Annotated in this window: 24 protein-coding genes and 3 pseudogenes; 12 read left to right on the top strand and 15 right to left on the bottom strand. The window is 61.8% G+C overall.

Going from position 1 to position 20,975, the window contains the following annotated elements:
* Nucleotides 1–92 precede the first annotated feature (92 nt).
* The 4 genes and pseudogenes from MKZ87_RS28590 to MKZ87_RS28575 all read right to left on the bottom strand — a co-directional run.
* Nucleotides 93–503, bottom strand: a complete 411-nt coding sequence (locus tag MKZ87_RS28590; protein ID WP_085703202.1) for an SRPBCC family protein — start codon at nt 501–503, stop codon at nt 93–95.
* A gap of 25 nt (nt 504–528) precedes the next feature.
* Entirely contained in the window at nt 529–1,326 is a 798-nt protein-coding gene (locus tag MKZ87_RS28585) for an SDR family NAD(P)-dependent oxidoreductase (RefSeq protein WP_085703203.1), read from the bottom strand.
* 32 nt (nt 1,327–1,358) lie between these two features.
* Nucleotides 1,359–1,466 (bottom strand): annotated as a pseudogene (locus MKZ87_RS28580) (aldo/keto reductase); the annotation flags it as partial.
* 132 nt (nt 1,467–1,598) lie between these two features.
* A pseudogene (locus MKZ87_RS28575) lies at nt 1,599–1,697 on the bottom strand (pyridoxal-5'-phosphate-dependent protein subunit beta); the annotation flags it as partial.
* A gap of 132 nt (nt 1,698–1,829) precedes the next feature.
* On the opposite strand from MKZ87_RS28575, the gene MKZ87_RS28570 reads away from it, so the two are divergent.
* On the top strand, nt 1,830–2,489 hold the full coding sequence (locus MKZ87_RS28570) for a methyltransferase family protein (protein WP_085703204.1): 660 nt from the start codon (nt 1,830–1,832) through the stop codon (nt 2,487–2,489).
* Here the strand turns inward: MKZ87_RS28570 and MKZ87_RS28565 are convergent.
* Nucleotides 2,483–3,151 carry an HAD family hydrolase gene (locus MKZ87_RS28565; RefSeq protein ID WP_085703205.1) on the bottom strand — a complete coding sequence of 223 codons (669 nt, stop codon included), beginning with the start codon at nt 3,149–3,151 and terminating at the stop codon, nt 2,483–2,485. The two genes, MKZ87_RS28570 and MKZ87_RS28565, sit on opposite strands and share 7 nt — an antisense overlap.
* Before the next feature lie 63 nt (nt 3,152–3,214).
* A complete protein-coding gene (locus tag MKZ87_RS28560; RefSeq protein WP_085699232.1) occupies nt 3,215–3,628 on the bottom strand; it encodes a response regulator in 414 nt (137 codons plus the stop codon).
* A gap of 188 nt (nt 3,629–3,816) precedes the next feature.
* Between MKZ87_RS28560 and MKZ87_RS28555 the strand changes: the two genes are divergently transcribed.
* Entirely contained in the window at nt 3,817–4,758 is a 942-nt protein-coding gene (locus MKZ87_RS28555; RefSeq protein WP_085703206.1) for a class I SAM-dependent methyltransferase, read from the top strand.
* Between the two features lie 5 nt (nt 4,759–4,763).
* Here MKZ87_RS28555 and MKZ87_RS28550 read toward each other — a convergent pair.
* A pseudogene (locus tag MKZ87_RS28550) lies at nt 4,764–5,537 on the bottom strand (helix-turn-helix transcriptional regulator).
* Nucleotides 5,538–5,649: 112 nt separating this feature from the next.
* Between MKZ87_RS28550 and MKZ87_RS28545 the strand changes: the two are divergent.
* Nucleotides 5,650–6,753, top strand: a complete 1,104-nt coding sequence (locus MKZ87_RS28545) for a polyamine ABC transporter substrate-binding protein (RefSeq protein ID WP_085699229.1) — start codon at nt 5,650–5,652, stop codon at nt 6,751–6,753.
* Between the two features lie 40 nt (nt 6,754–6,793).
* Nucleotides 6,794–7,912: a P1 family peptidase gene (locus MKZ87_RS28540; protein ID WP_085703208.1), complete on the top strand. Its 1,119-nt coding sequence runs from the start codon at nt 6,794–6,796 to the stop codon at nt 7,910–7,912.
* 250 nt (nt 7,913–8,162) lie between these two features.
* Here MKZ87_RS28540 and MKZ87_RS28535 read toward each other — a convergent pair whose 3' ends face one another.
* A complete protein-coding gene (locus MKZ87_RS28535) occupies nt 8,163–8,789 on the bottom strand; it encodes a TetR/AcrR family transcriptional regulator (protein WP_085703209.1) in 627 nt (208 codons plus the stop codon).
* Nucleotides 8,790–8,944: 155 nt separating this feature from the next.
* On the opposite strand from MKZ87_RS28535, the gene MKZ87_RS28530 reads away from it, so the two are divergent.
* Nucleotides 8,945–9,385, top strand: a complete 441-nt coding sequence (locus MKZ87_RS28530; protein ID WP_085699226.1) for a hotdog fold domain-containing protein — start codon at nt 8,945–8,947, stop codon at nt 9,383–9,385.
* Between the two features lie 67 nt (nt 9,386–9,452).
* Here MKZ87_RS28530 and MKZ87_RS28525 read toward each other — a convergent pair whose 3' ends face one another.
* The gene (locus MKZ87_RS28525) at nt 9,453–10,139 is read right to left on the bottom strand and encodes a GNAT family N-acetyltransferase (protein ID WP_085699225.1); all 687 of its coding nucleotides are present in this window, start codon (nt 10,137–10,139) and stop codon (nt 9,453–9,455) included.
* Nucleotides 10,140–10,321: 182 nt separating this feature from the next.
* Between MKZ87_RS28525 and MKZ87_RS28520 the strand changes: the two genes are divergently transcribed.
* Nucleotides 10,322–10,549, top strand: a complete 228-nt coding sequence (locus MKZ87_RS28520; RefSeq protein ID WP_085699224.1) for a YXWGXW repeat-containing protein — start codon at nt 10,322–10,324, stop codon at nt 10,547–10,549.
* A 6-nt stretch (nt 10,550–10,555) separates the two neighbouring features.
* Here MKZ87_RS28520 and MKZ87_RS28515 read toward each other — a convergent pair whose 3' ends face one another.
* On the bottom strand, nt 10,556–11,113 hold the full coding sequence (locus MKZ87_RS28515; RefSeq protein WP_085699223.1) for a YceI family protein: 558 nt from the start codon (nt 11,111–11,113) through the stop codon (nt 10,556–10,558).
* Nucleotides 11,114–11,204: 91 nt separating this feature from the next.
* Entirely contained in the window at nt 11,205–12,560 is a 1,356-nt protein-coding gene (locus tag MKZ87_RS28510) for an MATE family efflux transporter (protein WP_085703210.1), read from the bottom strand.
* Between the two features lie 148 nt (nt 12,561–12,708).
* Between MKZ87_RS28510 and MKZ87_RS28505 the strand changes: the two genes are divergently transcribed.
* Both MKZ87_RS28505 and MKZ87_RS28500 read left to right on the top strand, forming a co-directional pair.
* Entirely contained in the window at nt 12,709–13,275 is a 567-nt protein-coding gene (locus MKZ87_RS28505) for a chorismate mutase (protein WP_085703211.1), read from the top strand.
* 126 nt (nt 13,276–13,401) lie between these two features.
* Nucleotides 13,402–13,842, top strand: a complete 441-nt coding sequence (locus MKZ87_RS28500; RefSeq protein ID WP_085703212.1) for a phage infection protein — start codon at nt 13,402–13,404, stop codon at nt 13,840–13,842.
* Nucleotides 13,843–13,980: 138 nt separating this feature from the next.
* Here the strand turns inward: MKZ87_RS28500 and MKZ87_RS28495 are convergent, their stop codons facing one another.
* Entirely contained in the window at nt 13,981–14,367 is a 387-nt protein-coding gene (locus tag MKZ87_RS28495; RefSeq protein ID WP_085703213.1) for a c-type cytochrome, read from the bottom strand.
* Nucleotides 14,368–14,423: 56 nt separating this feature from the next.
* Nucleotides 14,424–15,755, bottom strand: coding sequence for a PLP-dependent aminotransferase family protein (locus tag MKZ87_RS28490; protein WP_085703214.1), 1,332 nt, complete (start codon nt 15,753–15,755; stop codon nt 14,424–14,426).
* An 89-nt stretch (nt 15,756–15,844) separates the two neighbouring features.
* On the opposite strand from MKZ87_RS28490, the gene MKZ87_RS28485 reads away from it, so the two are divergent.
* Nucleotides 15,845–16,738, top strand: coding sequence for a DMT family transporter (locus MKZ87_RS28485; RefSeq protein WP_085703215.1), 894 nt, complete (start codon nt 15,845–15,847; stop codon nt 16,736–16,738).
* A 3-nt stretch (nt 16,739–16,741) separates the two neighbouring features.
* Here MKZ87_RS28485 and MKZ87_RS28480 read toward each other — a convergent pair whose 3' ends face one another.
* Complete coding sequence (locus MKZ87_RS28480; RefSeq protein ID WP_085699199.1) at nt 16,742–17,563, bottom strand: AraC family transcriptional regulator; 822 nt, start codon at nt 17,561–17,563, stop codon at nt 16,742–16,744.
* Between the two features lie 134 nt (nt 17,564–17,697).
* Between MKZ87_RS28480 and MKZ87_RS28475 the strand changes: the two genes are divergently transcribed.
* Nucleotides 17,698–18,222: a carboxymuconolactone decarboxylase family protein gene (locus MKZ87_RS28475; RefSeq protein WP_085703216.1), complete on the top strand. Its 525-nt coding sequence runs from the start codon at nt 17,698–17,700 to the stop codon at nt 18,220–18,222.
* A gap of 126 nt (nt 18,223–18,348) precedes the next feature.
* Here MKZ87_RS28475 and MKZ87_RS28470 read toward each other — a convergent pair whose 3' ends face one another.
* Nucleotides 18,349–19,794, bottom strand: a complete 1,446-nt coding sequence (locus tag MKZ87_RS28470; RefSeq protein ID WP_085699195.1) for a SulP family inorganic anion transporter — start codon at nt 19,792–19,794, stop codon at nt 18,349–18,351.
* Nucleotides 19,795–19,968: 174 nt separating this feature from the next.
* On the opposite strand from MKZ87_RS28470, the gene MKZ87_RS28465 reads away from it, so the two are divergent.
* Together MKZ87_RS28465 and MKZ87_RS28460 are read left to right on the top strand one after the other, a co-directional pair.
* Nucleotides 19,969–20,265, top strand: a complete 297-nt coding sequence (locus tag MKZ87_RS28465) for a DUF7693 family protein (RefSeq protein WP_085699193.1) — start codon at nt 19,969–19,971, stop codon at nt 20,263–20,265.
* A 75-nt stretch (nt 20,266–20,340) separates the two neighbouring features.
* Nucleotides 20,341–20,886, top strand: a complete 546-nt coding sequence (locus tag MKZ87_RS28460; protein WP_085703217.1) for a hypothetical protein — start codon at nt 20,341–20,343, stop codon at nt 20,884–20,886.
* Nucleotides 20,887–20,975 lie beyond the last annotated feature (89 nt).

Genomic DNA, 20,975 nt, shown 5'->3' with positions numbered 1-20,975 from the left:
CAGCCCGGGACGCTCCGCGTCCCTTCCAGAGCTGGAACGCGGAGCGTCCCTTGAGGCATTCCCACGCAGAGCGTGGGAACGATCATCACGGGTTATGTTGGGTAGTTGGCGCGCAGCGCTTCGAGCCCGCCCTGATAGACGCCGCTGAACAACGCCACCACTTCCTCATCGCTCACGCCCTTGGCCGTGAAGCGCCCCGACCACGTCACCCGCGCGCCCTGCCCCTGTGCTTCAACACGAATCGTCGCCAGATAATCGGTGGCCGGAAACGGTGCCTGCAGAATCGAATAGCTGTAGGTTTTGCCCGCGTTATCGAACGTCTCCAGACGCTCGACCACCACCGCGCCGTCAGCAGTTTGCAAAGTGCGCACGCGCCCGCCTTCGCTCAGTTCGCTGTTGAGAATGAACGGCAGCCAGTCCGGCAAGGTGTTGAAGCCGCCAATCAATTGCCAGACCTGATCGGCCGAAGCCGGGATGTCGATCGTTGCCGATGCTGTTGCCATAAATGAAAAGTCTCTCTCAATGAATTCAGATAGTCAGGCTGTCGACCACGCCGCCGTCGACCCGCAACGCGGCGCCGGTGGTGGCCGAGGACAGCGGTGAAGCGATGTAGGTGACCAGGTGCGCGACCTCTTCGACATCCGCCACACGCTGGATGATCGAGCTCGGACGGGCCCTTCGAACAAACGCGTCTGCCTCGTCCCGCAGGCTGCGGCCGGACTCGGCGGCGGCATCCTTGAGCATTTCCTCGACTCCGTCGGTCAAGGTCGGCCCGGGCAGGATCGCGTTGACCGTCACCCCGGTGCCCGCCAGGCGTTTGGCCAGGCCATGGGACACCGCGAGGTTGGCGCTTTTGGTCACGCCGTAGTTGATCATGTCGGCCGGGGTAGCCACGCCGGATTCCGAAGACAGGAAAATCACCCGGCCCCAGCCCTGCTCGACCATCGCCGGTACGTAATGCCGCGACAGGCGCACGCCGGAGATCACGTTGATTTCATAAAAGCGCGTCCACTCATCGTCCGGCGCGTCGAAAAAATCCACGGCGTTGTAAATCCCGAGATTGTTCACCAGGATGTCGGCTTTCGGTTCGGCGGCGAACAGTTTCTGCGCGCCTTCGGCCGTGCCCAGATCCGCCGTCAGACCGCGCAGTTGCGCGCCCGGCACCTTGTCGCGAATGCTTGCCAGCGCCTGCTCGACCTTGGCCGCGTCGCGACCGATCACCACCACCGTAGCGCCTGCCTCGGCCAGCGACTGGCTGATGCCCAAACCGATGCCCGCCGTGCTGCCGCTGACAATCGCCAGTTTTCCGCTCAGATCGATCTTCATGCTTTCACCTCATCAATGGGTAATGGTGCACGTCAGGACACCCGTTTCGCTTCACGCATGGCCTGCCAGAAACCGGCCGGACCGGCCAGCGAGAATTGTAGTGCAGTCGCCTTGATATCGACGCCATGGATTGCGGCGATGTGGATTTCGAGTGTGGGGAATTGAAGTGGGCGGTGGAGCTGGACGGAGCCGGCGGTCAACGTGCAATCCCTGAGCGCTCAAATCCCCATCCGCGCCCACTCCCCCAACCGTTGCGCACTGATACTCACCCCCGAGCCGCACGTTTGCTGGTTTCCCAACTTCAGCCAGATGCGCCGGGATGCGGTCGACAGACTTGGATGGACGATCAGCGGCGTGCGGATGTACAGCATGGCGGACTCCCGAAGCGGCGAATCGGATGATCGGAAGGTCTCAGCCTGGAGTTTGGTCCACGGCCCTGCCAGCGGTTAAACGCCGGGGATCGTGCCGGGATCTACACTGAACGGAACAGCTGTGAGGTGCCTATGAAAATGTCAGCGCAAATGACCGTGGTCGCAGTGCTCGCCACCCTCGCCTATCTGGGCCTGGCTATGTGGGGCATCGGTGGCGTGGCGGTGTTTTTTTCTCACGGGGCGCTGGTCGTGGTGGCGCTGGCCACGCTGGCCATGGTGGTGGCGTCGCTGTTCACGGAAGTGAACCTGAGCACCGGCGAACGCGAGGATCGGGCCAATCGCTGGGTGATTCCGGCGTTCGCCGTGATCGGTCTGGTCAGTGCCGTTCTGCCGGCTTACTGCGACCGCATCGGTTTCTGGACCATCGGCCGCGAAGGCACCCGCTGGTTGGGAGCGTTGCTGTTCATTGTCGGTGGCGTGTTGCGCTTGTGGCCGGTGTTTGTACTCGGCCATCGGTTCAGCGGGCTGGTGGCGATTCAGCCGGGGCATCGGCTGGTGACCGAGGGCATTTATCGGCACCTGCGCAACCCCAGTTATCTGGGGCTGGTGATCAATGCGATCGGCTGGGCGCTGGCGTTTCGCTCGGTTGTCGGCCTGTTGCTGGCTGCGCTGACGCTGATCCCGCTGATCGCCCGCATCCACTCCGAAGAGGCCTTGCTGCGCACGCAGTTCGGCGCCGAATACGACGCCTATTGCGCGCGCAGCTGGCGCTTGGTGCCCGGTGTTTATTGAGGTTGCAGGCGCAACTGGCCGTCGCTGTCGATGTTCAGCGTGAGGTCGCGGTAGCTGGCGATGGTCGCGTGGGCGGTTTCAAGCGGATGCTGGTGAGTCGTGGTGATGATCATCAACAGCGCACCGGCGGCTTCAGCGGCTTGAATACCGACGGTGGCGTCTTCGAAGATCAGGCAGTCCGCCGGTTCCAGGCCCATACGCTCGGCCGCCAGCCGATAACCGGCCGGATCAGGTTTGCCAGCGGTCACGTCCTCGGCGGTGATCATCACCGTCGGCTCAGGAATCCCTGCCGCCGCCATCCGCCGCAACGCCAGTTCCCGAGGCGCCGACGTCACCATGGCCCAGCGATCCGCCGGCAACGACTTGAGAAACGCCGCCGCACCGGGGATTTCGACAATGCCTTCGACGTCTTCGATTTCCGCCTCGGTGATGAACGCCGCTTGCGCCTCGGCGTCCACGCCCGGCAGGTTCAAACGCGTGATGGTGTCGATGGCGCGCGCTCCGTGGATAGTCGGCAAGAACGTGTCGACGTCCACCCCGTGGCGCACGGCCCAGGCGGACCAGATTCGCTCGGCAGCGGCAATGGAGTTGAGGACGGTGCCGTCCATGTCGAACAGGAACGCGCCGAACGCGCGATTGAAAACAGCATCGTGAGCAGACAAAAGATCACTTCCTCGCAAGGGGCCGGGCAACGATGCCCGGCAATGTAGCACCTGCGAGACGCTTCAGTGCAGCCGCGGCGCCTTGGATTTGAACGCACCGTCGACGCAATCGAGCAACTGCCCGATGGCCCAGGGCTTTTTGATGAACGCCACCGGATGCTTCACGCCCGAGGTTTCCGGTGTTTCATAGCCGGACATGACCATCACCGGTTTGTCCGGCCAGCGATCACCGACCAGATTGGCCAGGTCGGCGCCGTTAAGCGTGCCGGGCATAGTGATATCGGTCAGCAACAGCGCGACTTCCGGCGCGTGCTCCTCCAGGTATTGCGACGCCGCATCGGCGCTGGTCTGCGGCTCCACCTTGAAACCTTCCTCCTGAAGAATTTCGCACAGAAACTCCAGAATCAACGGATCGTCTTCCACTACCAGAATCAACCCGTCAGGAAGGTGCGCGCTCGACGACGGAACTGGACACATGAACTGGCACTCCCTGAACAACATGAACATTTTCAGCGGATTGAACCCGCTGCTTATCTGGTATGAGCGACACCTTGTACAGAAATTCATTTTAGATACAGGTCTTTTCGATAACGTCGGTCGGCAAGCCCTCGTCACGGCCTGTTTGTGGTTAAAATGCCCACCCTTTTGCTGGCCGATTCCGATTGATGAACCCTCAAGCCCTCGCCACTCTTCACACCCATCTGCTCACGGCGCTGACGTCGGCACCGACCGAAACCCGGCGCCTGTTCCATGGGCGCGGACGTTGCTGGCCGGGGCTGGAGCAAGTCACCGTGGACTGGCTGCAGGGCGTGGTGCTGGTGTCGCTGTTCAAGGAGCCCGAGGCTTCGCAGCTGGAAGACCTTAAACGTCTGTTGCTGGAGATCACCGGTTCAGAGCAATGGCAGCAATCCGGCGCCCATACTTTGTTGATCCAGCACCGTTACTTGCCGCAAAGCACCGCCGAATGGCTGCTGGGGGACGAGATCGACGAAATGACCATCGCCGAGGGCGGGTTGAAATACCGCGTGGACCTGGGCCGCAAGCAGAACGCCGGGCTGTTCCTCGACATGCGTTATGGCCGCAACTGGGTGCGCGAACAAGCGGCGGGCAAACGGGTGCTGAACCTGTTCGCCTACACCTGCGGCTTCTCGGTGGCGGCCATCGAGGGCGGCGCCAGCCATGTAGTCAACCTCGACATGTCCCGCGCCGCCCTGAGCCGGGGCCGCGACAATCACCGGTTGAACGGGCATGACCTGAGCAAGGTGAGTTTCCTGGGCCATGACCTGTTCAAATCCTGGGGCAAGGTCATCAACAGCGGCCCGTACGATTTGGTGATCATCGACCCGCCGTCGTTCCAGAAAGGCAGTTTTCTGCTGACCAAGGATTACCGGCGTGTGCTGCGTCGTCTGCCGGAACTGCTCACCGCGCAAGGCACGGTGCTGGCGTGCATGAACGATCCTTCGTTCGGTTCGGACTTCCTGATCGACGGCGTAACCCAGGAAGCGCCAAGCCTGCGCTTCGAGCAAAGGTTGGAGAATCCGCCGGAGTTTCCCGATGTCGATCCTGAAAGCGGCCTGAAGGCGCTGCTGTTCAAGCAGATCGGCTGACCCCGTCAGCGCGGGCGCAATACCAGCGCAAACAACTCGCCATGCCCGGTGACGTTGAGCTTGTGATAGAGATTGCGCCGGTGCACCTTCACGGTCTCCGGCGAAATGTTCATGTGCTGGGCGATGGCCTTGCTGGAAAAGCCTTGGAGAATCAGGCGCGCCGTGTCGATTTCGCGCACAGTCAGGCGGGCGTCGAAGCGGTCGAGCAGCGCCGCAATATCACCGACCGGCGCCTCGACCGCTGCGCCTTGCGGCGGCATCAACTGCACATGCCGGCGCATCGCTGACAGCACCCAGTCCCGCACGCAGAGCAGGCGCCCCTGCTCCTGCAAACTGAACGCCGTCGAGCGGCCCATCGACAAGCCCAGCACGCCGTCATCGAGATTGACCAGAAATTGCAGCTCATCCGCGCCGACCACCGAACGGAAGTAGCTCTAGTAGTACTCGCTGTGCAGAAACTGGTCCGGCGCCACGGACGCGAGACTGTGTAGACCGTCGGCGATCCCGGCGACGGCGGCCTGATAGAACGGATCAAGCAGGTACATGCCGGCACAGTAACCGGCCAGTTCTTCCTGCTCGTCGGCGCGCCCCTGGCTGTCGAAGTCGATCAGCAATTGCGGCGGCCGCCCCGCCTGCATCACCGCCACCAGCGCATTGTCCAGCGGCACCAGCAACCGCAGCGTATCCACCAGCGCCCGCCAGAAACCGTCCTGACCGACCGTTGCGAACACCCGCGACAGGCTCTGATGCACCGGCAATTCCTGCAGCAACGCGTCCACGCACTACCCCTTTTGAGTAACCCATGATGGGAATGGGTGCGGTGCGGCCCGCCCGATAGGCTGACCACTCCTGTTCATCACCGGCCTGCCAACAGGCCAGGAGTGCCGCATCATGCGTGGTCATCGTGGGTATATCAACCTGGGGCTGATGGGCGTTTTGTCCGCAGCGCTGAGTGCGCAGGCGGCCGATGCGCCGAGCGTGCATGTCTACAACTGGTACGACTACATCGGCCCGAACACCCTGCATGACTTCAAGCGTGACAGCGGTATCGAACCGGTCTACGACACCTTCGACAGCGCCGAGGTGCTGGAAGGCAAACTGATGACCAGCCGCAGCGGCTACGACGTGGTGGTGGCGAGCAACTTCAGCCTGCCGACCCTGATCAAGGCCGGCGCCCTCGCCCCGTTGCCCCGCGAACAACTGCCGGGCTGGAAGAACCTTGACAACGATCTGCTCGGCAAACTGGCCAACAACGACCCCGGCAACCAGTACGCCGTGCCGTATCTGTGGGGCACCAACGGCATCGGCTACAACGTCGACAAGGTACGTGCCGTGCTGGGCGACAAGGCGCCAGTGGATTCCTGGGATCTGGTGTTCAAGGAAGAAAACCTGGCCAGGCTCGGCGAATGCGGCGTGGCGATGCTTGATTCGCCCTCGGAAATGCTCCCGGTCGCGCTGCACTACCTCGGCCTGCCGCCGAACAGCACCAACGCCGCGGACTATCAGAAAGCCGAAGCGCTGCTGCTGAAACTGCGCCCGCACATCGCCTACTTCAATTCCTCGAAATTCATCAGCGATCTGTCCAACGGCAACATTTGCGTGGCAGTGGGCTGGTCCGGCGCGATGCTTGAAGCCAAGACCAACGCCGAGCAGGCCGGCAACGGCGTGAAAATTCAGTACAGCCTGCCGAAGGAAGGCGCGCCGGTGTGGTTCGACACGCTGGTGTTGCTCAAGGACGCGCCGCATCCGGCTCAAGGTCTCGCGTTCATTGACTATTTGCTGCGGCCCGAAGTGATTGCGCCGGTCAGCGATCACCTTTCCTACCCCAATGGCAATCGCGCCGCCACGGCACTGGTTGCCCGGACCACTCGGGACAACCCGGCGGTATACCCGTCCGCCACGGCGATGGCCACGTTGTACACCCTCGAGCCATTGCCCAAAGCCACCGAGCGAGTGCGCACGCGGGTCTGGAGCAAGATCAAGAATGGCCAGTAACAACTGTTCAAATCACTGCCTTCCAATAGAGAGAACATCAATGAAACCACGTGCCCGCGATCTCCATATCCGCATCGGCCAATTGCAGCCTGGCCCGCTCAACGCCATCACCGACGTACCCGGCGTACGGGTCGGCCACAGCAACGTGCGCGGCCGCAGCGCCAGCGGTCGTGACATTTGCACCGGCGTCACCCTGATCGAACCCCGCGTCGGTTCGACCAACGCGCAACCGTGTTTCGCTGGCGTTCATGTACTCAACGGCAACGGCGATGCCACAGGGCTGGAATGGATTCGTGAGGCCGGCCTGCTGACCAGTCCGATCGCCTTCACCAACACCCACAGCCTGGGTGTGGTGCGCGATGCCTTGATCGAACTGGATCGCGAGCAGCAACCGGACGACGGTCGGCTCTACTGGAACATGCCGGTGGTGCTGGAAACCTTCGATGGTCTGCTCAACGACATCAACGGCTTTCATGTGCAGCCCAGACATGTGGCCGAAGCGCTGAACAATGCCGTTTACGGCCCTGTGCAGGAAGGCGCGGTGGGCGGTGGCAGCGGCATGATCTGCCATGAATTCAAGGGCGGGATCGGCACCGCATCACGCCGATTGAGCAAGGCTCAGGGTGGCTGGACGGTGGGCGCCATCGTCCAGGCCAACCACGGGATTCGCAGCGAGTTGCGGGTCGACGGCTACCCGGTCGGGCGTTACATGGAACAGGTGGATTCGCCGTTCCTGCGCGCTTCGTTGCCGCATCCGGGCATGGGCTCGATCGTCGTGTGCCTGGCCACCGATGCGCCGTTGCTGCCACATCAATGCACGCGGCTGGCGCAACGGGCGAGCCTCGGTCTGGCGCGCACCGGCGGCGGCAACGAGGATCACAGCGGCGACATTTTCATCGCCTTCGCCACCGGCAACGATCATGTCCCGCCCGCCGCCTATGAAGGCAAAGGTGCACCGACCTGCGACGGCCTGCGCATGGTCAACAACGACCACATCAGCGAGCTCTTTCTGGCGGCGACCGAGGCGGTGGAAGAAGCGATCATCAACGCGTTGCTGGCCAGCGACAGTACCGAAGGCAACGGGCATTCGGTGCCGGGGCTGGATGCTGCCACCCTGCTCGCAGCCCTCGGAAAAGCCGGCTGGCCGGGCGCTCGCTGACACGCTGATGCCCCTGGGGTGGAGGGAGCCGCCCGCGCCTCAAATGCAGGTGACTGACGGTACTTGAGTGCATAACCTCACCTTCCTACGATGGAGTTACGCAATCGCCTGGGCCACCAGGCTGCTGCGTAGGTGCGGGTGCTCTGAACCCCAATCAAGCCCGCACCTGGCTTCATGCGCATCTTGAGCCTCGCGGGCTCTACTTCCTCCCCATCAAAGAGTCTTGAGGCTCTTTTTTTGTCTCTGAAAATCAGCGTTCGGGTTCGCGACGGATCGAACGCCATGCGGCCTGGGCCAGCAATTCGCGATACGCCTTCGGGCTGCCCTGCACTCGCCCGGACAGCCACGCCCGGCAATAGCTGTCGGCCTGACCGACGATCAGCGACGGCAACAGTTCGGCCGGGCACTCGTTGAGTTCAGCGGCGCGTCCGGACTCGGCCAGCCAGTTGCGCAGGCCCAGGTTGCGGGTCTTGTTGCGCTCGGCCAGTTCATCCTTGTGCGGGCCCCGGGTCACGGCATAACGCGCGTGATACTGGAACCGCGCCCATTCAGGCTGGTTCTCGACCCAATCCACGTAGCTGTAGACCAGCGCCTGCACGCCCTCTTCGGTGGTCGCCGCCTCCGCCAGATAGGCGTCACGCAGGCGCGCCTGATCCTCCAGCGCGGTGAAGAACAGCGCGGCCACCAGTCCTTCCTTGTTGCCGAAATGGTGGTAGATCGCCCCGACGCTGGTGTCGCACTCGGCACGGATCATTTCGATGGTGGTGGCCTCGATGCCTTGCTCGTTGAACAGGCGCAAGGCCTTGCGAAAGATGTCGCGCTTGAGTTCGGCGCGGCGGCCGGGGTAGCTGCGTTCGAGTAGATCTGCGGTGTCCATGGGCGTTGAAAATCCGGGTAAAGGGCACATCGGTGCCGGTCATCGAAACGCGCACAGGTTGACAGATTTCCCGCGGACAGAATACCGTTCCGTTACAGAACATTATTCTGTAACGGAACATCATTCTGTAAATTTCTAACCGCGAGGCTTCTTCCATGAGTCAGTTTCTCAGCATGTTCAACAGCGTCGGTTCCCAGGCGTTCAGCCAGATGGCCTGCCAGGTCGCGCCGTACTTCAGCACCATCAACCCGCTGGTGACTGAATTGCGCGCCGGTTCGGCGCAAGTACAAGTGCCGTTTCGCCGCGAGATCACCAACCACCTCGGCACCGTGCATGCCATCGCCCTGTGCAATGCCGCCGAACTGGCGGCCGGGATGATGACCGACGTGTCGATTCCCGCCGGCGCGCGCTGGATTCCCAAAGGCATGACCGTCGAATACCTGGCCAAGGCCAAGACCGACGTGACCGCCGTGGCCAATGGCGACGGGCTGGACTGGCAGACCGAAGGCGACAAGATCGTGCCGGTGGATGTCCATGATGCCGAGGGCAAGAAAGTGTTTACGGCGCGCATCACCATGAACGTGAAACTGTCCTGATATCACCGGCACAAAAAAGCCCTTGCTGCGCTGATCGCAACAAGGGCTTTTGCCGTTTCGAAGAGAATCAGTGAACGGTCAGGCGCTGGCGGACAAATTCTTCAGTGCGCCGAGTGACCTGATCCAGATGCCGGTCGCGCTGTTTCTCCGCATCGAGCATTGCCCGTTTGCCGTGTTTTTGCAGCAGGTAGGTGTGGATTTGCTGCACTTCCAGTGAGCGGTAGATCGGTGTGGTGTCGATGAAACCGCGCAGCCCGTTGCTGCGGTAATGCCGGGTGCTCATCAGCACCTGCGTCTCCAATCGACCCAGCACTTCAAAGCCCAGCGCCTCGAAATACGGCACCTTGCCGACGCTGCAGGTCAACTCGGCATGGGGGTAACGCGCCACCATGTCCGCGATCAACGAACGGCCCACGCCCTGACGCCGATGCCCCTCGCGCACCGCCAGATAGGCCACGTTGCACGCCTCCCAATCGCCCTGCACCGGCAGGTACAACAGGAAGCCGGTCACCTGCTCCGGATCATCGTCGTCGGTGGCCACCAGCAGTTCCACTTCTGTGCCCTTCTCGCCGTTCAATGCCTCCAGATACAGATGCACCTCGTAGCCCACCGCGTACTGATAGACGTTGTACAGCAGGTTGCTCGGGCCGAGGCCGATGGCACTGATGTCGGTCAGGTTATCGACCACCATCTGCAGGATCTGGCTGTTGACACCTTCGGGGCATGGGGATTTGTAGTGGGTGATGCGGGGCATGGCGGGCGGACTCCAACGGTAAAACACAAGTTGCCGCGCAGCTTTAGCGACCGGCGAACCGCGACATCATACCTTGTGCAAGCCTGACAAAAATTTCATCTGCCCGAGAACGGACTTTTCGCCGATTTGGCGTCCAATTTTCAGCTGCTTTGATTTCCCGACGCAGGCCTTGAGGAGCTGTCATGAACGTTCCGCGTTCCCCGAAAACCATGAAACCCTTGCTCGCTGCCACGCTGGTGGCAATCGCTTTGTCAGGCTGTGTCGTCGAACCGGCTCGCCCGCATCGGCCACCCCCGATCGTCGAAGTGGTTCCGGCAATGCCTGCGCCGGGCTATCACTGGGTCGCCGGGCATTACCGCTGGGCCGGCAACCAATGGCGCTGGATGCCGGGGCACTGGCGGGCGTATTGAGGCCGGTCACTGCGCGGGGGTAACGACCTTGAACTTGATGTCGATATCCTTCGACACCACGGTATCGGCCCACTCCCCCGCGCCGAGGCCGAACTCGTCGCGCTTGAGCACCAGTTCGCCGTCGAAGATGCCGATGCTGCTGTCGGGCTTGAGCTGCACCGGCACCTGCACCTCCCGGGTGATGCCTTTGAGGGTGAGGTGGCCGTCGACCAGATAACGGTTGTCCCCGGCCGGGCTGAAGCGGGTCGATTCGAACACTGCCACCGGGAATTTTTCGGTGTCGAACCATGCCGGTTTCACCAGTTCGGTGTTGGCGTCTTCACTGCCGGCGTCGATGCTGGTGAGGTCGATGTGCAGTGTGGTGCGGGCACTGGCGAGGTTGTCGGTGTCGAAATCCAGCGTCGCGTCGAACTTGCCGAACGTGCCGTACATCCGCGAGCCCATCTGGTTGTAAGTGAAACTGATCTGGCTGGCGGTGGTATTGACCCGGGTGTACTCAACCGCCTGCGCGGCAGGGACGACGATCAAGCAACACGCGGCCGCCAACAACAATCGAATCGACATGGAATGCTCCGGCGCCCGATGGGTCTCGAATGACTTAAGCAAACATCCGGCGGTTACGCCAGCCTCGCCAATATCTACCCGGATCGCTTCATCACACCAATCGCTCGATCTTCTGATGCTTCCAAACCCGCGTGTAATACAGCGTCTGCAACACCAGCATCCCCAGATACGCGATCGGAAACGCCATCCACACGCCCTGCAGACCGAACTGCCCGTCCAGCCAGTAGGCCGCCGGCAATTGCACGCCGAGCACGCAGATGATCGCCACGCCCACCGGCACCAGCACCGTGCCGCTGGCGCGCATGATGCCGCCGATGATCGCCTGGAAACCGAAGATCAGCAGGCTCCACAACATGATGTGCAACAAATGCTCGGCCATCGCCCGGGTCGAGTCTTCGGTCAGGAACAATCCGAGCAACCAGTGCGACAACAGGTAGCCCGCCAGGATCAAACCACCGGTCAGGCACACGTTGATCCACAACCCGGTGCGCAGGATCGGGCCCATCCGCTCCAGCCGTCCGGCACCGATCGCCTGGGCGCCGAGGATCGACGCGGTGATCGCAATCGACAGCGCCGGAAACTGCACGTAGTTGACGATCTGCGTGACCGCACCGTACGCCGCCGTCGCCTGCGAGCCGTGCTGGTTGACCAGCGCCAGAATCACCAGCTCCGACAGCGACAGCACGATCATCTGCACCCCGGTGGGCAGACCGATACGCAGCACTTTGCCGAGAATCGCGCCGTCCAGTCGCAGCGACGCGAAAAACTCGCGATCCGGCGCCAGCGGATGGCCCTTGCGGATCAGGCTCCATGACAGCCACGCCATCGCCGCCAGCGTTCCGGCCAGGCCTGCGAACGCCGCGCTCTGAATGCCCAGTTGCGGCAGGCCGAACCAGCCACGAATGAACGCCGGGGTCAGCGCCAGCCCGACAATGGTCGACAATAACAGCGCCAGCATCGGCGACAGCGTGTCGCTCACCCCACGCAACAACTGGGTGAACAGCACGTACACCAGCACAACCGGCAAGGTCCACATCATCACCCGGGCATAGGCCACCGCATCATCCAGCACATCCGTCGGCGTCCCCAACCCCTGCAAGGCCTGGCGCGCAAACACACTGCCCAGCACCGCCGCCACCAGCCCGATCAATACCCCCAGCAACAGCGTCGCCCCGGCAATCGCCTTGACCATATGCGACTCACGCGCCCCCCACGCCTGACCGATCAGCACCCCTGCCCCGGCGCCCAGTCCGATGACCAGCGCGATGAAGAAAAAGATGATCGGAAACATGCCGGACACCGCCGCCAGCGCCTGCGTGCCGAGCATCTGGCCGATGTAGATGCTGTTGACCGTGCCTGACATCGATTGCAGGAAGTTCGACAGCACCATTGGGGCCAGGAACAGCAGGTAGGTTTTCCAGAGGGGGGAATGAGCAGGGGTTTGCATTGAGGATCCATCTCGGGGCAGGAGCTGATGACAGAGTCTAAGGTATGCAATGCCGTTCAGGTCGTACCCGTTTGCATTAAAACTTCGTAATCTGCACCTCGACCCATCTGCATAGTCTTTCCATCACGACAGGAAGTGAATCCCTCCCATGCGCCGTTCCCCGTTTCTGCTGAGCTGCACTTTATTGACTGTACTGGCGTCGACTGCCCACGCCAGCCCTGCGCCCTCGCCCGAGGTAGTGCAAGGATTGATGAACACCCTGAACGAACGCCTCAACATCGGTGACCTCGTCGCCCTGACTAAATGGGACAGCGGCAAGCCGATCCAGGACAGTCCCCGTGAAGCGCAGGTGCTCGACAACGCGCGCAAGCTCGCCACCGAACGCCAGCTCGACCCGGAAGACGTCGCGCAGTTGATCGCCGCGCAGATTGAGGCCAACAAACTGGTGCAGTACGGTTTGCTCGCACAATGGCAAGCGGCCGGTGCGGCGCCCGATACGCCGCGCCCGGATCTGGGCAAGCAGATTCGCCCGCGTCTGGATGAGTTGCAAACCCGTCTGTTGCAGCAATATGCCGACTTCACACCCTACCGCCACGACCCGAACTGTCCGGCGTGGCTGGCCAAGGCGCGCACCGGTCTGAGTCGTGATGCACTGCATGATCTGGCATTGATCCGCGCCACCGGAGAGCTGTGCATTCGGCCGCTGGCGCCCTAGAACAAGGGTCCTGGCATTCATTGCTGGCGTCGATAGTCACCATCACGTCAATGAAGTTCTCATAAAAAATCCGCGGCGTAACATCCGCTCCATACCCAACAAACAACACCCCTGGAGCACACGATCATGAAACGCCAAATCCTTCTCGGCATCGCTTTCTCGGTTCTTGCAGTCAACGCTTTTGCAGCCAAACCCGCCCACACCATGATCGCCGAAGGCGGTTCGGACCGGTTGATTGAAAGTCGTGTGGCTGAGGGTGGTTCGGATCGTTTGATCGAACGCCGTGTGGCTGAAGGTGGTGCTGATCGACTGATCGAACGTCGTGTGGCTGAAGGTGGCGCTGATCGTCTGATCGAACGCCGTGTTGCTGAAGGTGGCGCTGATCGTCTGATCGAACGTCGTGTGGCTGAAGGTGGCGCTGATCGCCTGATTGAACGTCGTGTGGCTGAAGGTGGCGCTGATCGTTTGATCGAACGCCGTGTTGCTGAAGGTGGCGCTGATCGCCTGATTGAACGTCGCGTTGCTGAAGGTGGCGCTGATCGTCTGATCGAACGTCGCGTCGCCTGAATCTGACGCTCTACTGCTGAACAAACAAAAAGCCCGGCCTGATCAGCCGGGCTTTTTCACGTCCAACCGGTGCTTACTGCACCGTTTCAGTTTGATCACGTCACCGAAGATTCTGGTGTTGTAACCGGTCAGCCGCGACTACTCGGACTGAAATGTCTGCAAATACGCCAACAAATTATCAATCTTCTCCTCGTCACTCAGCCCCCAAAAGATCATCCGAGTCCCCGGCACCACGCCCTTCGGATCTTTCAGATACTTCGTCAACGTTTCACGATCCCAGGTCAGGCCGGAGTTTTTCATGGCGTCGGAGTACACGTAATTCGCCGACGTCCCCGCTTGGCGGCCGATGATGCCGTTGAGTTCCGGGCCGAAGCCCGGGCGGGCGGATTCGCCGACCTGATGGCAACCGCCGCACAGGCGCGGGAAGATTTTTGCGCCGGCCTCGGCGTCACCGGCTGCCAGTGTCGGCGTGCTGAACAGGCCTGCGTTGAGGATCAGGGCGAGAGTGAATGCAGCGTTTTTCATCAGGGGTTTTCCAGATCGTCGGCGGCGCCAAGGGTAATCGGGCGCGGCAAGTTGCGCTACAGGTAGGCACCCACCACCTGACGGACTTTGAGCAAGGCTTGACGCAGGACAAGCATGTCCACCGACCCCAGCGCCAGACGAATTGCGTGGGGCACATGGGCGGACACAGTGAAGGGTTCTGCGGTGGTGACGGAAACCTGTTCGTGCATCAACTCGACCACGATATGGTCGGCCCGGACATCTTCCGGCAGCGGCAGCCAAAGAAAATACGAAGAGGGATGGCCCACGGTCGGCAGGCCGTCGAGGATCTGCGCGGCCAGGGTTTGCCGGGCCCGAGCGTCGCTACGCTTTTGTGCTTCGAGCAAGGTGACGGTGCCGTCGTCCAGCCAGCCGCAGGCGATGGCGGTCATCACGCCAGGCGTGTTCCAGGTGGTGGCGCGGATGATCCGCTCCAGTGCCGCCACCCGCGCGACCGGCGCGGCGATGAAGCCTACGCGCAGGCCGGTGGCGATGTTTTTCGACAGGCCTGAAACGTAGACCGTGCGCTCCGGTGCCAGAACCGCCAACGGGGGCGGTGGGGTATCGACAAGAAAGGCGTAGGCCGCGTCTTCGATGATCGTCAGATCATGCCGGCGGGCAATCGCGATCAAGTCCTCACGTTGCTCCAGAGGCATCACCCAGCCCAGTGGGTTGTGCAGGGTCGGCATGCTGTACACCGCACGCAGCGGGCGCTGGCGGCAGAGCTTGTCGAGGGCCGCCAGATCGGGGCCCTGCTCATTGACGGGAATCGCCACCACTTCAAGGTGCAGCGCTTCGGCCAACACTTTGAATCCGGAATAGGTCAAGGCGTCAGCGGCGATCACATCACCGGGTTTGAGCAAGGCCATCAGCGTCACCGCCAGCCCTTGCTGGGCACCGTTGACGATCAGCACCTGCTCGGCCTCGACATTCAAGTCCCGTGTTTGCAGGTGTCGTGCCACCGAGGCCCGCTCATGCTGGCGACCGGCGTGAGGCTGATAGCGCAGCAGCGCTTCGAGGTCGCCGGACAACGCCAGTTGCCGCAACGCGGTGCGCAACAATTCGGCCTGCCCCGGCAATGACGGGTAGTTGAAGTTCAGGTCGATCATGCCGACCGCGACGTCCTTCTGGTCGATGCCCTGCCCCGGCAACAACGAGGTTTCCCGCACGAAGGTGCCGCGCCCGGCTTCGCCGCTGACCAGACCCATGGCCTCAAGCTCGGCATACACCCGCGACGCGGTAACCAGCGCCAGTCCTTCGCTGGCCGCCAGTTGTCGGTGAGTCGGCAAACGCGTGCCGGGCAGCAGGCGACCGGCGCGAATGTCAGCCGCATAGGTGTCGACGAGGGTTTTGTAACGGGAGCGCGGCATGTCGGGCTGTATCCATGACAATTCTTTGATTGTGCTGATTCTCGACCCTAGGATTGTTGCAACGCAACCCACCTCTGAGCGCAACGCGTATGGAACGAACCACCCAATTCGGCACCCCGGCGCTGGAAAAAACCAGCGGCTGGATCAACGGCTTCATCGGCGTTGTGATCTTCAGCGGGTCGTTGCCGGCCACGCGGCTGGCAGTGCTGGAATTCGACCCGGTGTTTCTCACGGTCATCCGCGCAACCATCGCCGGCGTCCTGGCGTTAGGTCTGCTGTGGCTGTTTCGCGAACGGTACCCGGCGCGGGACCAGTGGTTGTCATTGCTGATTGTCGCGCTGGGCGTGGTCGTGGGTTTCCCGTTGTTGACGGCCCTGGCGCTGCAATACGTAACGTCGGCGCATTCCATTGTGTTTGTAGGATTGCTGCCGCTGGCGACGGCAATTTTCGGCGTACTGCGCGGCGGTGAACGACCGCGTCCGGTGTTCTGGATTTTTTCGGTATTGGGCAGTTCGCTGGTGACGGGTTTTGCGATCTCGCAAGGACTGACCGCCTCGCCCACCGGCGATCTGCTGATGCTGGCGGCGATTCTCGCCTGCGGCCTCGGTTACGCCGAAGGCGCCAAACTGTCGCGCACCCTCGGCGGCTGGCAGGTGATCTGTTGGGCGCTGGTGCTGTCGTTGCCGGTGATGGCCATGCTGAGTGTGTGGCTGGCGCCCGCCTCGCTCAGCGGTATCAGCCTGTCGGCGTGGGTGAGCCTGGCCTACGTTTCGCTGTTCAGCATGCTGATCGGTTTTGTGTTCTGGTATCGCGGGCTGGCGCAGGGCGGGATTGCGGCGGTCGGACAGCTGCAATTGCTGCAGCCGTTTTTTGGCCTGGCACTGGCCGCGACCTTGCTCCATGAGCACGTCAGCGCGGGCATGCTGGTGGTCACGCTGGGGGTGATCCTGTGCGTGGCCGGGGCAAAGAAATTCGCCAGATAGTTTTCAGCTTGCGCCGGATTTCCATTCCCGCGGGCTGAGCCCGGTCTTGCGCCGAAACGCCCGGGCCAGCGCCGAGGGACTTTCATAACCGACCTCTTCGGCGATCAGGGCAATCGGTCGTCCCTCGCGCAGGCGTTTCTGCGCGAGGCTGATCCGCCAGTTCACCAGATAATCCACCGGCGTCTGCCCCACTACCCGCCGGAAGTGTTCGGCGAAACCGGCGCGAGACAGGTTGGCGGCACTCGCCAGTTCAGCGACGCTCCAGGCCTTGGCCGGTTGGTCGTGCATCAGGTTCAAGGCTCGGGAAATCTTCGGATCCGCCAGTCCCGCCATCATGCCCGGCTGCTGGTGGCGACTGCTGATGAGGTGGCGCAACAACAGAATCACCAGTAATTCGAACAGCCGATCCATCACCGCTTCGCGCCCGCAATGGCCATCGAACGCTTCCTTGAACAGCCACTCCAGAGTGTTGGCCATTTCGGGAAGGTCGGCGAGTTTCAGCACCAGATAATCCGGCAGCGCTGCCGCGAGGGCATTACCCGCGCCGCCGTCGAACGTCAGCGATGCGCACACCAATTGCGTGCCCATGGCTTCGTTGGCGAACAAGCGATGGGCCATGGGGCGGGGGAAAAAGATCAGGGTCGGTTCATTGAGCGAGATTTCAGGATCATTGCCCGGTTTGAGCAGCAGCTCCCCCGCCTGCAACAGATGCACATGCCCGCACACCTGATCGCCGCCGTAGGCGCTCACCCCGCAAAACGTGCCGCTGTGAAAGGTGCCGGCATTGACGCCGAAATGGCTGAGTAACGTAGAAAGGCGATCCATGACTGATTCTCGCAACGACAGGTTTGGACGATCTGTCGCATATCCTCGACGATTTGCACCCAAAGCACCAGCCGCGTTCCGTAGCATTCACTCCATCCCCGGCGCACTTCGCACCGGACTTTTGGAGAATCACCATGAGCCGCATCGCCCCTCTCAGCCTCGAAACCGCCACCGACGCCACTCGCCCGACACTTGAAGGCGTGCAGAAAAAAATCGGCTTCCTGCCCAATATGTTCAAGACCCTGGCCACCGCGCCCGTTGCGCTGGATGCCTACGTACAAATCTCGGCAACCTTGGGCAAAACGTCCCTGAGCGCCAAGGAAAAAGAGGCGGTGTATCTGGCCACCTCGCAAGTCAACGGTTGCGATTATTGCCTGGCGGCGCACACCCTGTTCGCCAGCAAGGCCGGGCTGGCAGCAGAGGAAATCATCGAAGCACGTCACGGTCGATTGAATGCTTTTGCCACCCTCGCCCATCAACTGACCGAAACCCGTGGTCATCTGAGCGATGAACAGATCGCCGCCGCCCGCGCTGCCGGCATCGACGACAAGAAGATCATCGAAGTGATCGCCATCGTCTCCGCGCAGACCCTCACCAACTACCTGAACAACGTGGCGCTGACCGACATCGACTTCCCCGCCATTGAAAATCCAGCGTAATGCAAAAAACTGTGGGAGCGAGCTTGCTCGCGATGGCGGTGGATCAGTCGGCATCTTTGTCGATTGATACTCCGCTATCGCGAGCAAGCTCGCTCCCACATTGAATTTTGTACTGCGTAGGACGCGTCAGTCGTGATCGACCCCGGCGCGTTTCAGCAACTTCTTGCAGCGCTCGGACAGGTGAAACACCTGCAACTGCTTGCCGGCCTTGGCGTAGCGTTCACGCAGGGTTTTCAGCGCCGCGATGGCCGAGTAATCGACGAAGCTCAGGTGCCGGCAATCCAGCGTCACCCGCTGCGGGTCGTTGGCCGGGTCGAACTGATTGAGGAACGGCGTGGTCGAGGCAAAGAACAGCGTGCCGTGCAGGCGATAGAGTTTGCTGCCGTCCGCTTCCAGATGTTCGTCGGCGTACAGCTCGCGCGCTTGCTGCCAGGCAAAATTCAGCGCCGCGATAATGATCCCGCACAAGACCGCCGTGGCCAGGTCGGTGAACACGGTGATGGTCGTTACCGCGATGATCACCAGCACATCGTTGAGCGGCACTTTGTTCAGCACCCTCAATGACGCCCAGGCGAAAGTCTGTTGCGACACCACGAACATCACCCCCACCAGCGCCGCCAGCGGAATCCGCTCGATCAGCGGTGACAGAAACAGGATGAACAGCAGAATCAACACACCCGCCACTACGCCGGACAAGCGTCCGCGTCCGCCGGAGCTGAGGTTGATCACAGTCTGGCCAATCATTGCGCAACCACCCATGCCGCCGAACGCGCCGGAGACTACGTTTGCCGCACCCAGCGCCACGCACTCGCGATCCGGGTAGCCACGGGTTTCGGTGATTTCGTCGGTGAGGTTGAGGGTCAGCAGGGTTTCCAGCAGGCCGACCAGCGCCATCAGAATCGCGTAAGGCGCGATGATGCGCAGGGTGTCCAGTGTCCACGGAATGTCCGGCAAGGCGAACGTCGGCAAGCCGCCGGCGATGTGCGCCATGTCGCCGAGGGTACGGGTCGGCAGACCGAGCACATAAACCAGCAAACCGACACCGAGGATCGCCACCAGCGCTGGCGGCACAGCCCGGGTCAGGCGCGGCAATACATAGACGATGGCCATGGTCAGCAGCACCAGCCCGGTCATCAGGTACAACGGCGTGCCGCTGAGCCACTGCTCACCGCTCTTGAAATGCTCCAGTTGCGCCAGCGCAATGATGATCGCCAGACCGTTGACGAACCCGAGCATCACCGGGTGCGGCACCATGCGCACCAGTTTGCCCAGTCGCAACAGACCGAACGCCATCATGATCAAACCGCCGAGCAATACCGTCGCCAGCAGATACTGCACACCGTGCTGCACCACCAGCGCGACGATCACCACCGCCATCGAACCGGCGGCCCCGGAAACCATGCCCGGCCGGCCACCGAACAACGCGGTCAACGTGCAAATGATGAAGGCGCCGTACAGGCCCATCAGCGGATTGAGATGAGCCACCAGCGCAAACGCAATGCATTCGGGCAACAGGGCAAACGAGGTGGTGAGTCCGGCCAGGACATCGGCGCGCAGACGAATCGGTTTCATGGCTTACCTGACAGAGCGGTCGACGGGCGCGGCCGCATGCATTTGCGCACAAGAGCGCCGCGGAAAAAGAGGGTTGCGGATGTTACGCAAATGCACCGGCGTGGGCCAGTGATCGCTGACATCCGCTGGCGTGCGCTCTATGCTGACGCGCTGTTTCAGGCTATGGAGCCCAGGATGCCGACCGAATTGACCAGCCGCGAAGTTTGCCAGCGATTGCGCGATGCCGCGTTGGGCGTGTGTACCTTGCGGGTGACGAGCGCGCGAGCGGATCGGGTGTCGGTCGAAATCGAAGGCTGGCGTTTGCAGCTGGACTTCGACGGCCAGCGCCTGCATCACTGCGCTGATTGTTTTTGCCCGGACGGCCGCCAATGGACCCTCGACACCCGGCAGCGTTTCGGCACCGATCCGGTGAGCCTGTTAAGTACCTGGGAACTGGCGCAGATCGAGGGCTTGTTGCGGCAACGTGAATGAGGCGGCGAAGACAGTTGCCCAATGATGGCACTCTGCCCATAATTCGCCCCCCTCTTCTACGCGCAAGGAACTGCCGTGAAAAAATCGCTGCTGTTGGTCCCGCTGTTTGCTCTGCTCCTGCAAGGCTGTGGCATGACCATGACCCGCTACGAGCCAAGCTTCGACAACGTTCAAAAGCTCAAGCAAACCCCGCCGCTGCACGCGATCAGCAATCCGCAGGTCACCGCCGAATCGGGCGAAGGCTCGTTGATGGTCCGCGCCAACCCGATCAAGTCGCCGACAGGCAGCATCCCGGCGCATATCCAGGACGCAATCACCGAAGAACTGCGCAAGGCCGGTCTGCTTGATCCGCAGGCGACGCGTCATCTGCAAGTGCTGGTGGTGAAAAACCAGTTGAACGCCGGCATGGGCACAGGTGACGGCACCATCGCTGCGCGCTTCACCCTGCGCAATGGCAACGATGTGGTGTACGACGCCACCAAAGATGTCAGCCATCAGTGGAACAGCAGCTTTTTCGGCTTTATCGCGATCCCCAACGCGACCAACGCCTACAACCCGATGCTGCAGGACTTGCTGAAGAATCTGTACAGCGATCCACAGTTCATCCAGGCCCTGAAGTAAGGGCAAAAAAAGGGTTCTTCACGGAATCTCGGGAAACACACAAACAAGAACGCCGATTTGATTGATGATGTTCGTGCGAGCAAACACAT

Origin of the sequence: Pseudomonas sp. MCal1 (assembly GCF_026341415.1) — a bacterium.
Taxonomy (GTDB): Bacteria; Pseudomonadota; Gammaproteobacteria; order Pseudomonadales; family Pseudomonadaceae; genus Aquipseudomonas.
This window is presented reverse-complemented; position numbering and strand designations above follow the sequence as displayed.

Excerpts from the sequence above, each read along its gene's own strand:
- MKZ87_RS28590 (WP_085703202.1), bottom strand. The coding sequence starts at position 503 with ATGGCAACAGCATCGGCAACGATCGACATCCCGGCTTCGGCCGATCAG.
- MKZ87_RS28585 (WP_085703203.1), bottom strand. The coding sequence starts at position 1,326 with ATGAAGATCGATCTGAGCGGAAAACTGGCGATTGTCAGCGGCAGCACG.
- MKZ87_RS28570 (WP_085703204.1), top strand. The coding sequence starts at position 1,830 with ATGAAAATGTCAGCGCAAATGACCGTGGTCGCAGTGCTCGCCACCCTC.
- MKZ87_RS28560 (WP_085699232.1), bottom strand. The coding sequence starts at position 3,628 with ATGTGTCCAGTTCCGTCGTCGAGCGCGCACCTTCCTGACGGGTTGATT.
- MKZ87_RS28555 (WP_085703206.1), top strand. The coding sequence starts at position 3,817 with ATGAACCCTCAAGCCCTCGCCACTCTTCACACCCATCTGCTCACGGCG.
- MKZ87_RS28545 (WP_085699229.1), top strand. The coding sequence starts at position 5,650 with ATGCGTGGTCATCGTGGGTATATCAACCTGGGGCTGATGGGCGTTTTG.
- MKZ87_RS28540 (WP_085703208.1), top strand. The coding sequence starts at position 6,794 with ATGAAACCACGTGCCCGCGATCTCCATATCCGCATCGGCCAATTGCAG.
- MKZ87_RS28535 (WP_085703209.1), bottom strand. The coding sequence starts at position 8,789 with ATGGACACCGCAGATCTACTCGAACGCAGCTACCCCGGCCGCCGCGCC.
- MKZ87_RS28530 (WP_085699226.1), top strand. The coding sequence starts at position 8,945 with ATGAGTCAGTTTCTCAGCATGTTCAACAGCGTCGGTTCCCAGGCGTTC.
- MKZ87_RS28525 (WP_085699225.1), bottom strand. The coding sequence starts at position 10,139 with ATGCCCCGCATCACCCACTACAAATCCCCATGCCCCGAAGGTGTCAAC.
- MKZ87_RS28520 (WP_085699224.1), top strand. The coding sequence starts at position 10,322 with ATGAACGTTCCGCGTTCCCCGAAAACCATGAAACCCTTGCTCGCTGCC.
- MKZ87_RS28515 (WP_085699223.1), bottom strand. The coding sequence starts at position 11,113 with ATGTCGATTCGATTGTTGTTGGCGGCCGCGTGTTGCTTGATCGTCGTC.
- MKZ87_RS28510 (WP_085703210.1), bottom strand. The coding sequence starts at position 12,560 with ATGCAAACCCCTGCTCATTCCCCCCTCTGGAAAACCTACCTGCTGTTC.
- MKZ87_RS28505 (WP_085703211.1), top strand. The coding sequence starts at position 12,709 with ATGCGCCGTTCCCCGTTTCTGCTGAGCTGCACTTTATTGACTGTACTG.
- MKZ87_RS28500 (WP_085703212.1), top strand. The coding sequence starts at position 13,402 with ATGAAACGCCAAATCCTTCTCGGCATCGCTTTCTCGGTTCTTGCAGTC.
- MKZ87_RS28495 (WP_085703213.1), bottom strand. The coding sequence starts at position 14,367 with ATGAAAAACGCTGCATTCACTCTCGCCCTGATCCTCAACGCAGGCCTG.
- MKZ87_RS28490 (WP_085703214.1), bottom strand. The coding sequence starts at position 15,755 with ATGCCGCGCTCCCGTTACAAAACCCTCGTCGACACCTATGCGGCTGAC.
- MKZ87_RS28485 (WP_085703215.1), top strand. The coding sequence starts at position 15,845 with ATGGAACGAACCACCCAATTCGGCACCCCGGCGCTGGAAAAAACCAGC.
- MKZ87_RS28480 (WP_085699199.1), bottom strand. The coding sequence starts at position 17,563 with ATGGATCGCCTTTCTACGTTACTCAGCCATTTCGGCGTCAATGCCGGC.
- MKZ87_RS28475 (WP_085703216.1), top strand. The coding sequence starts at position 17,698 with ATGAGCCGCATCGCCCCTCTCAGCCTCGAAACCGCCACCGACGCCACT.
- MKZ87_RS28470 (WP_085699195.1), bottom strand. The coding sequence starts at position 19,794 with ATGAAACCGATTCGTCTGCGCGCCGATGTCCTGGCCGGACTCACCACC.
- MKZ87_RS28465 (WP_085699193.1), top strand. The coding sequence starts at position 19,969 with ATGCCGACCGAATTGACCAGCCGCGAAGTTTGCCAGCGATTGCGCGAT.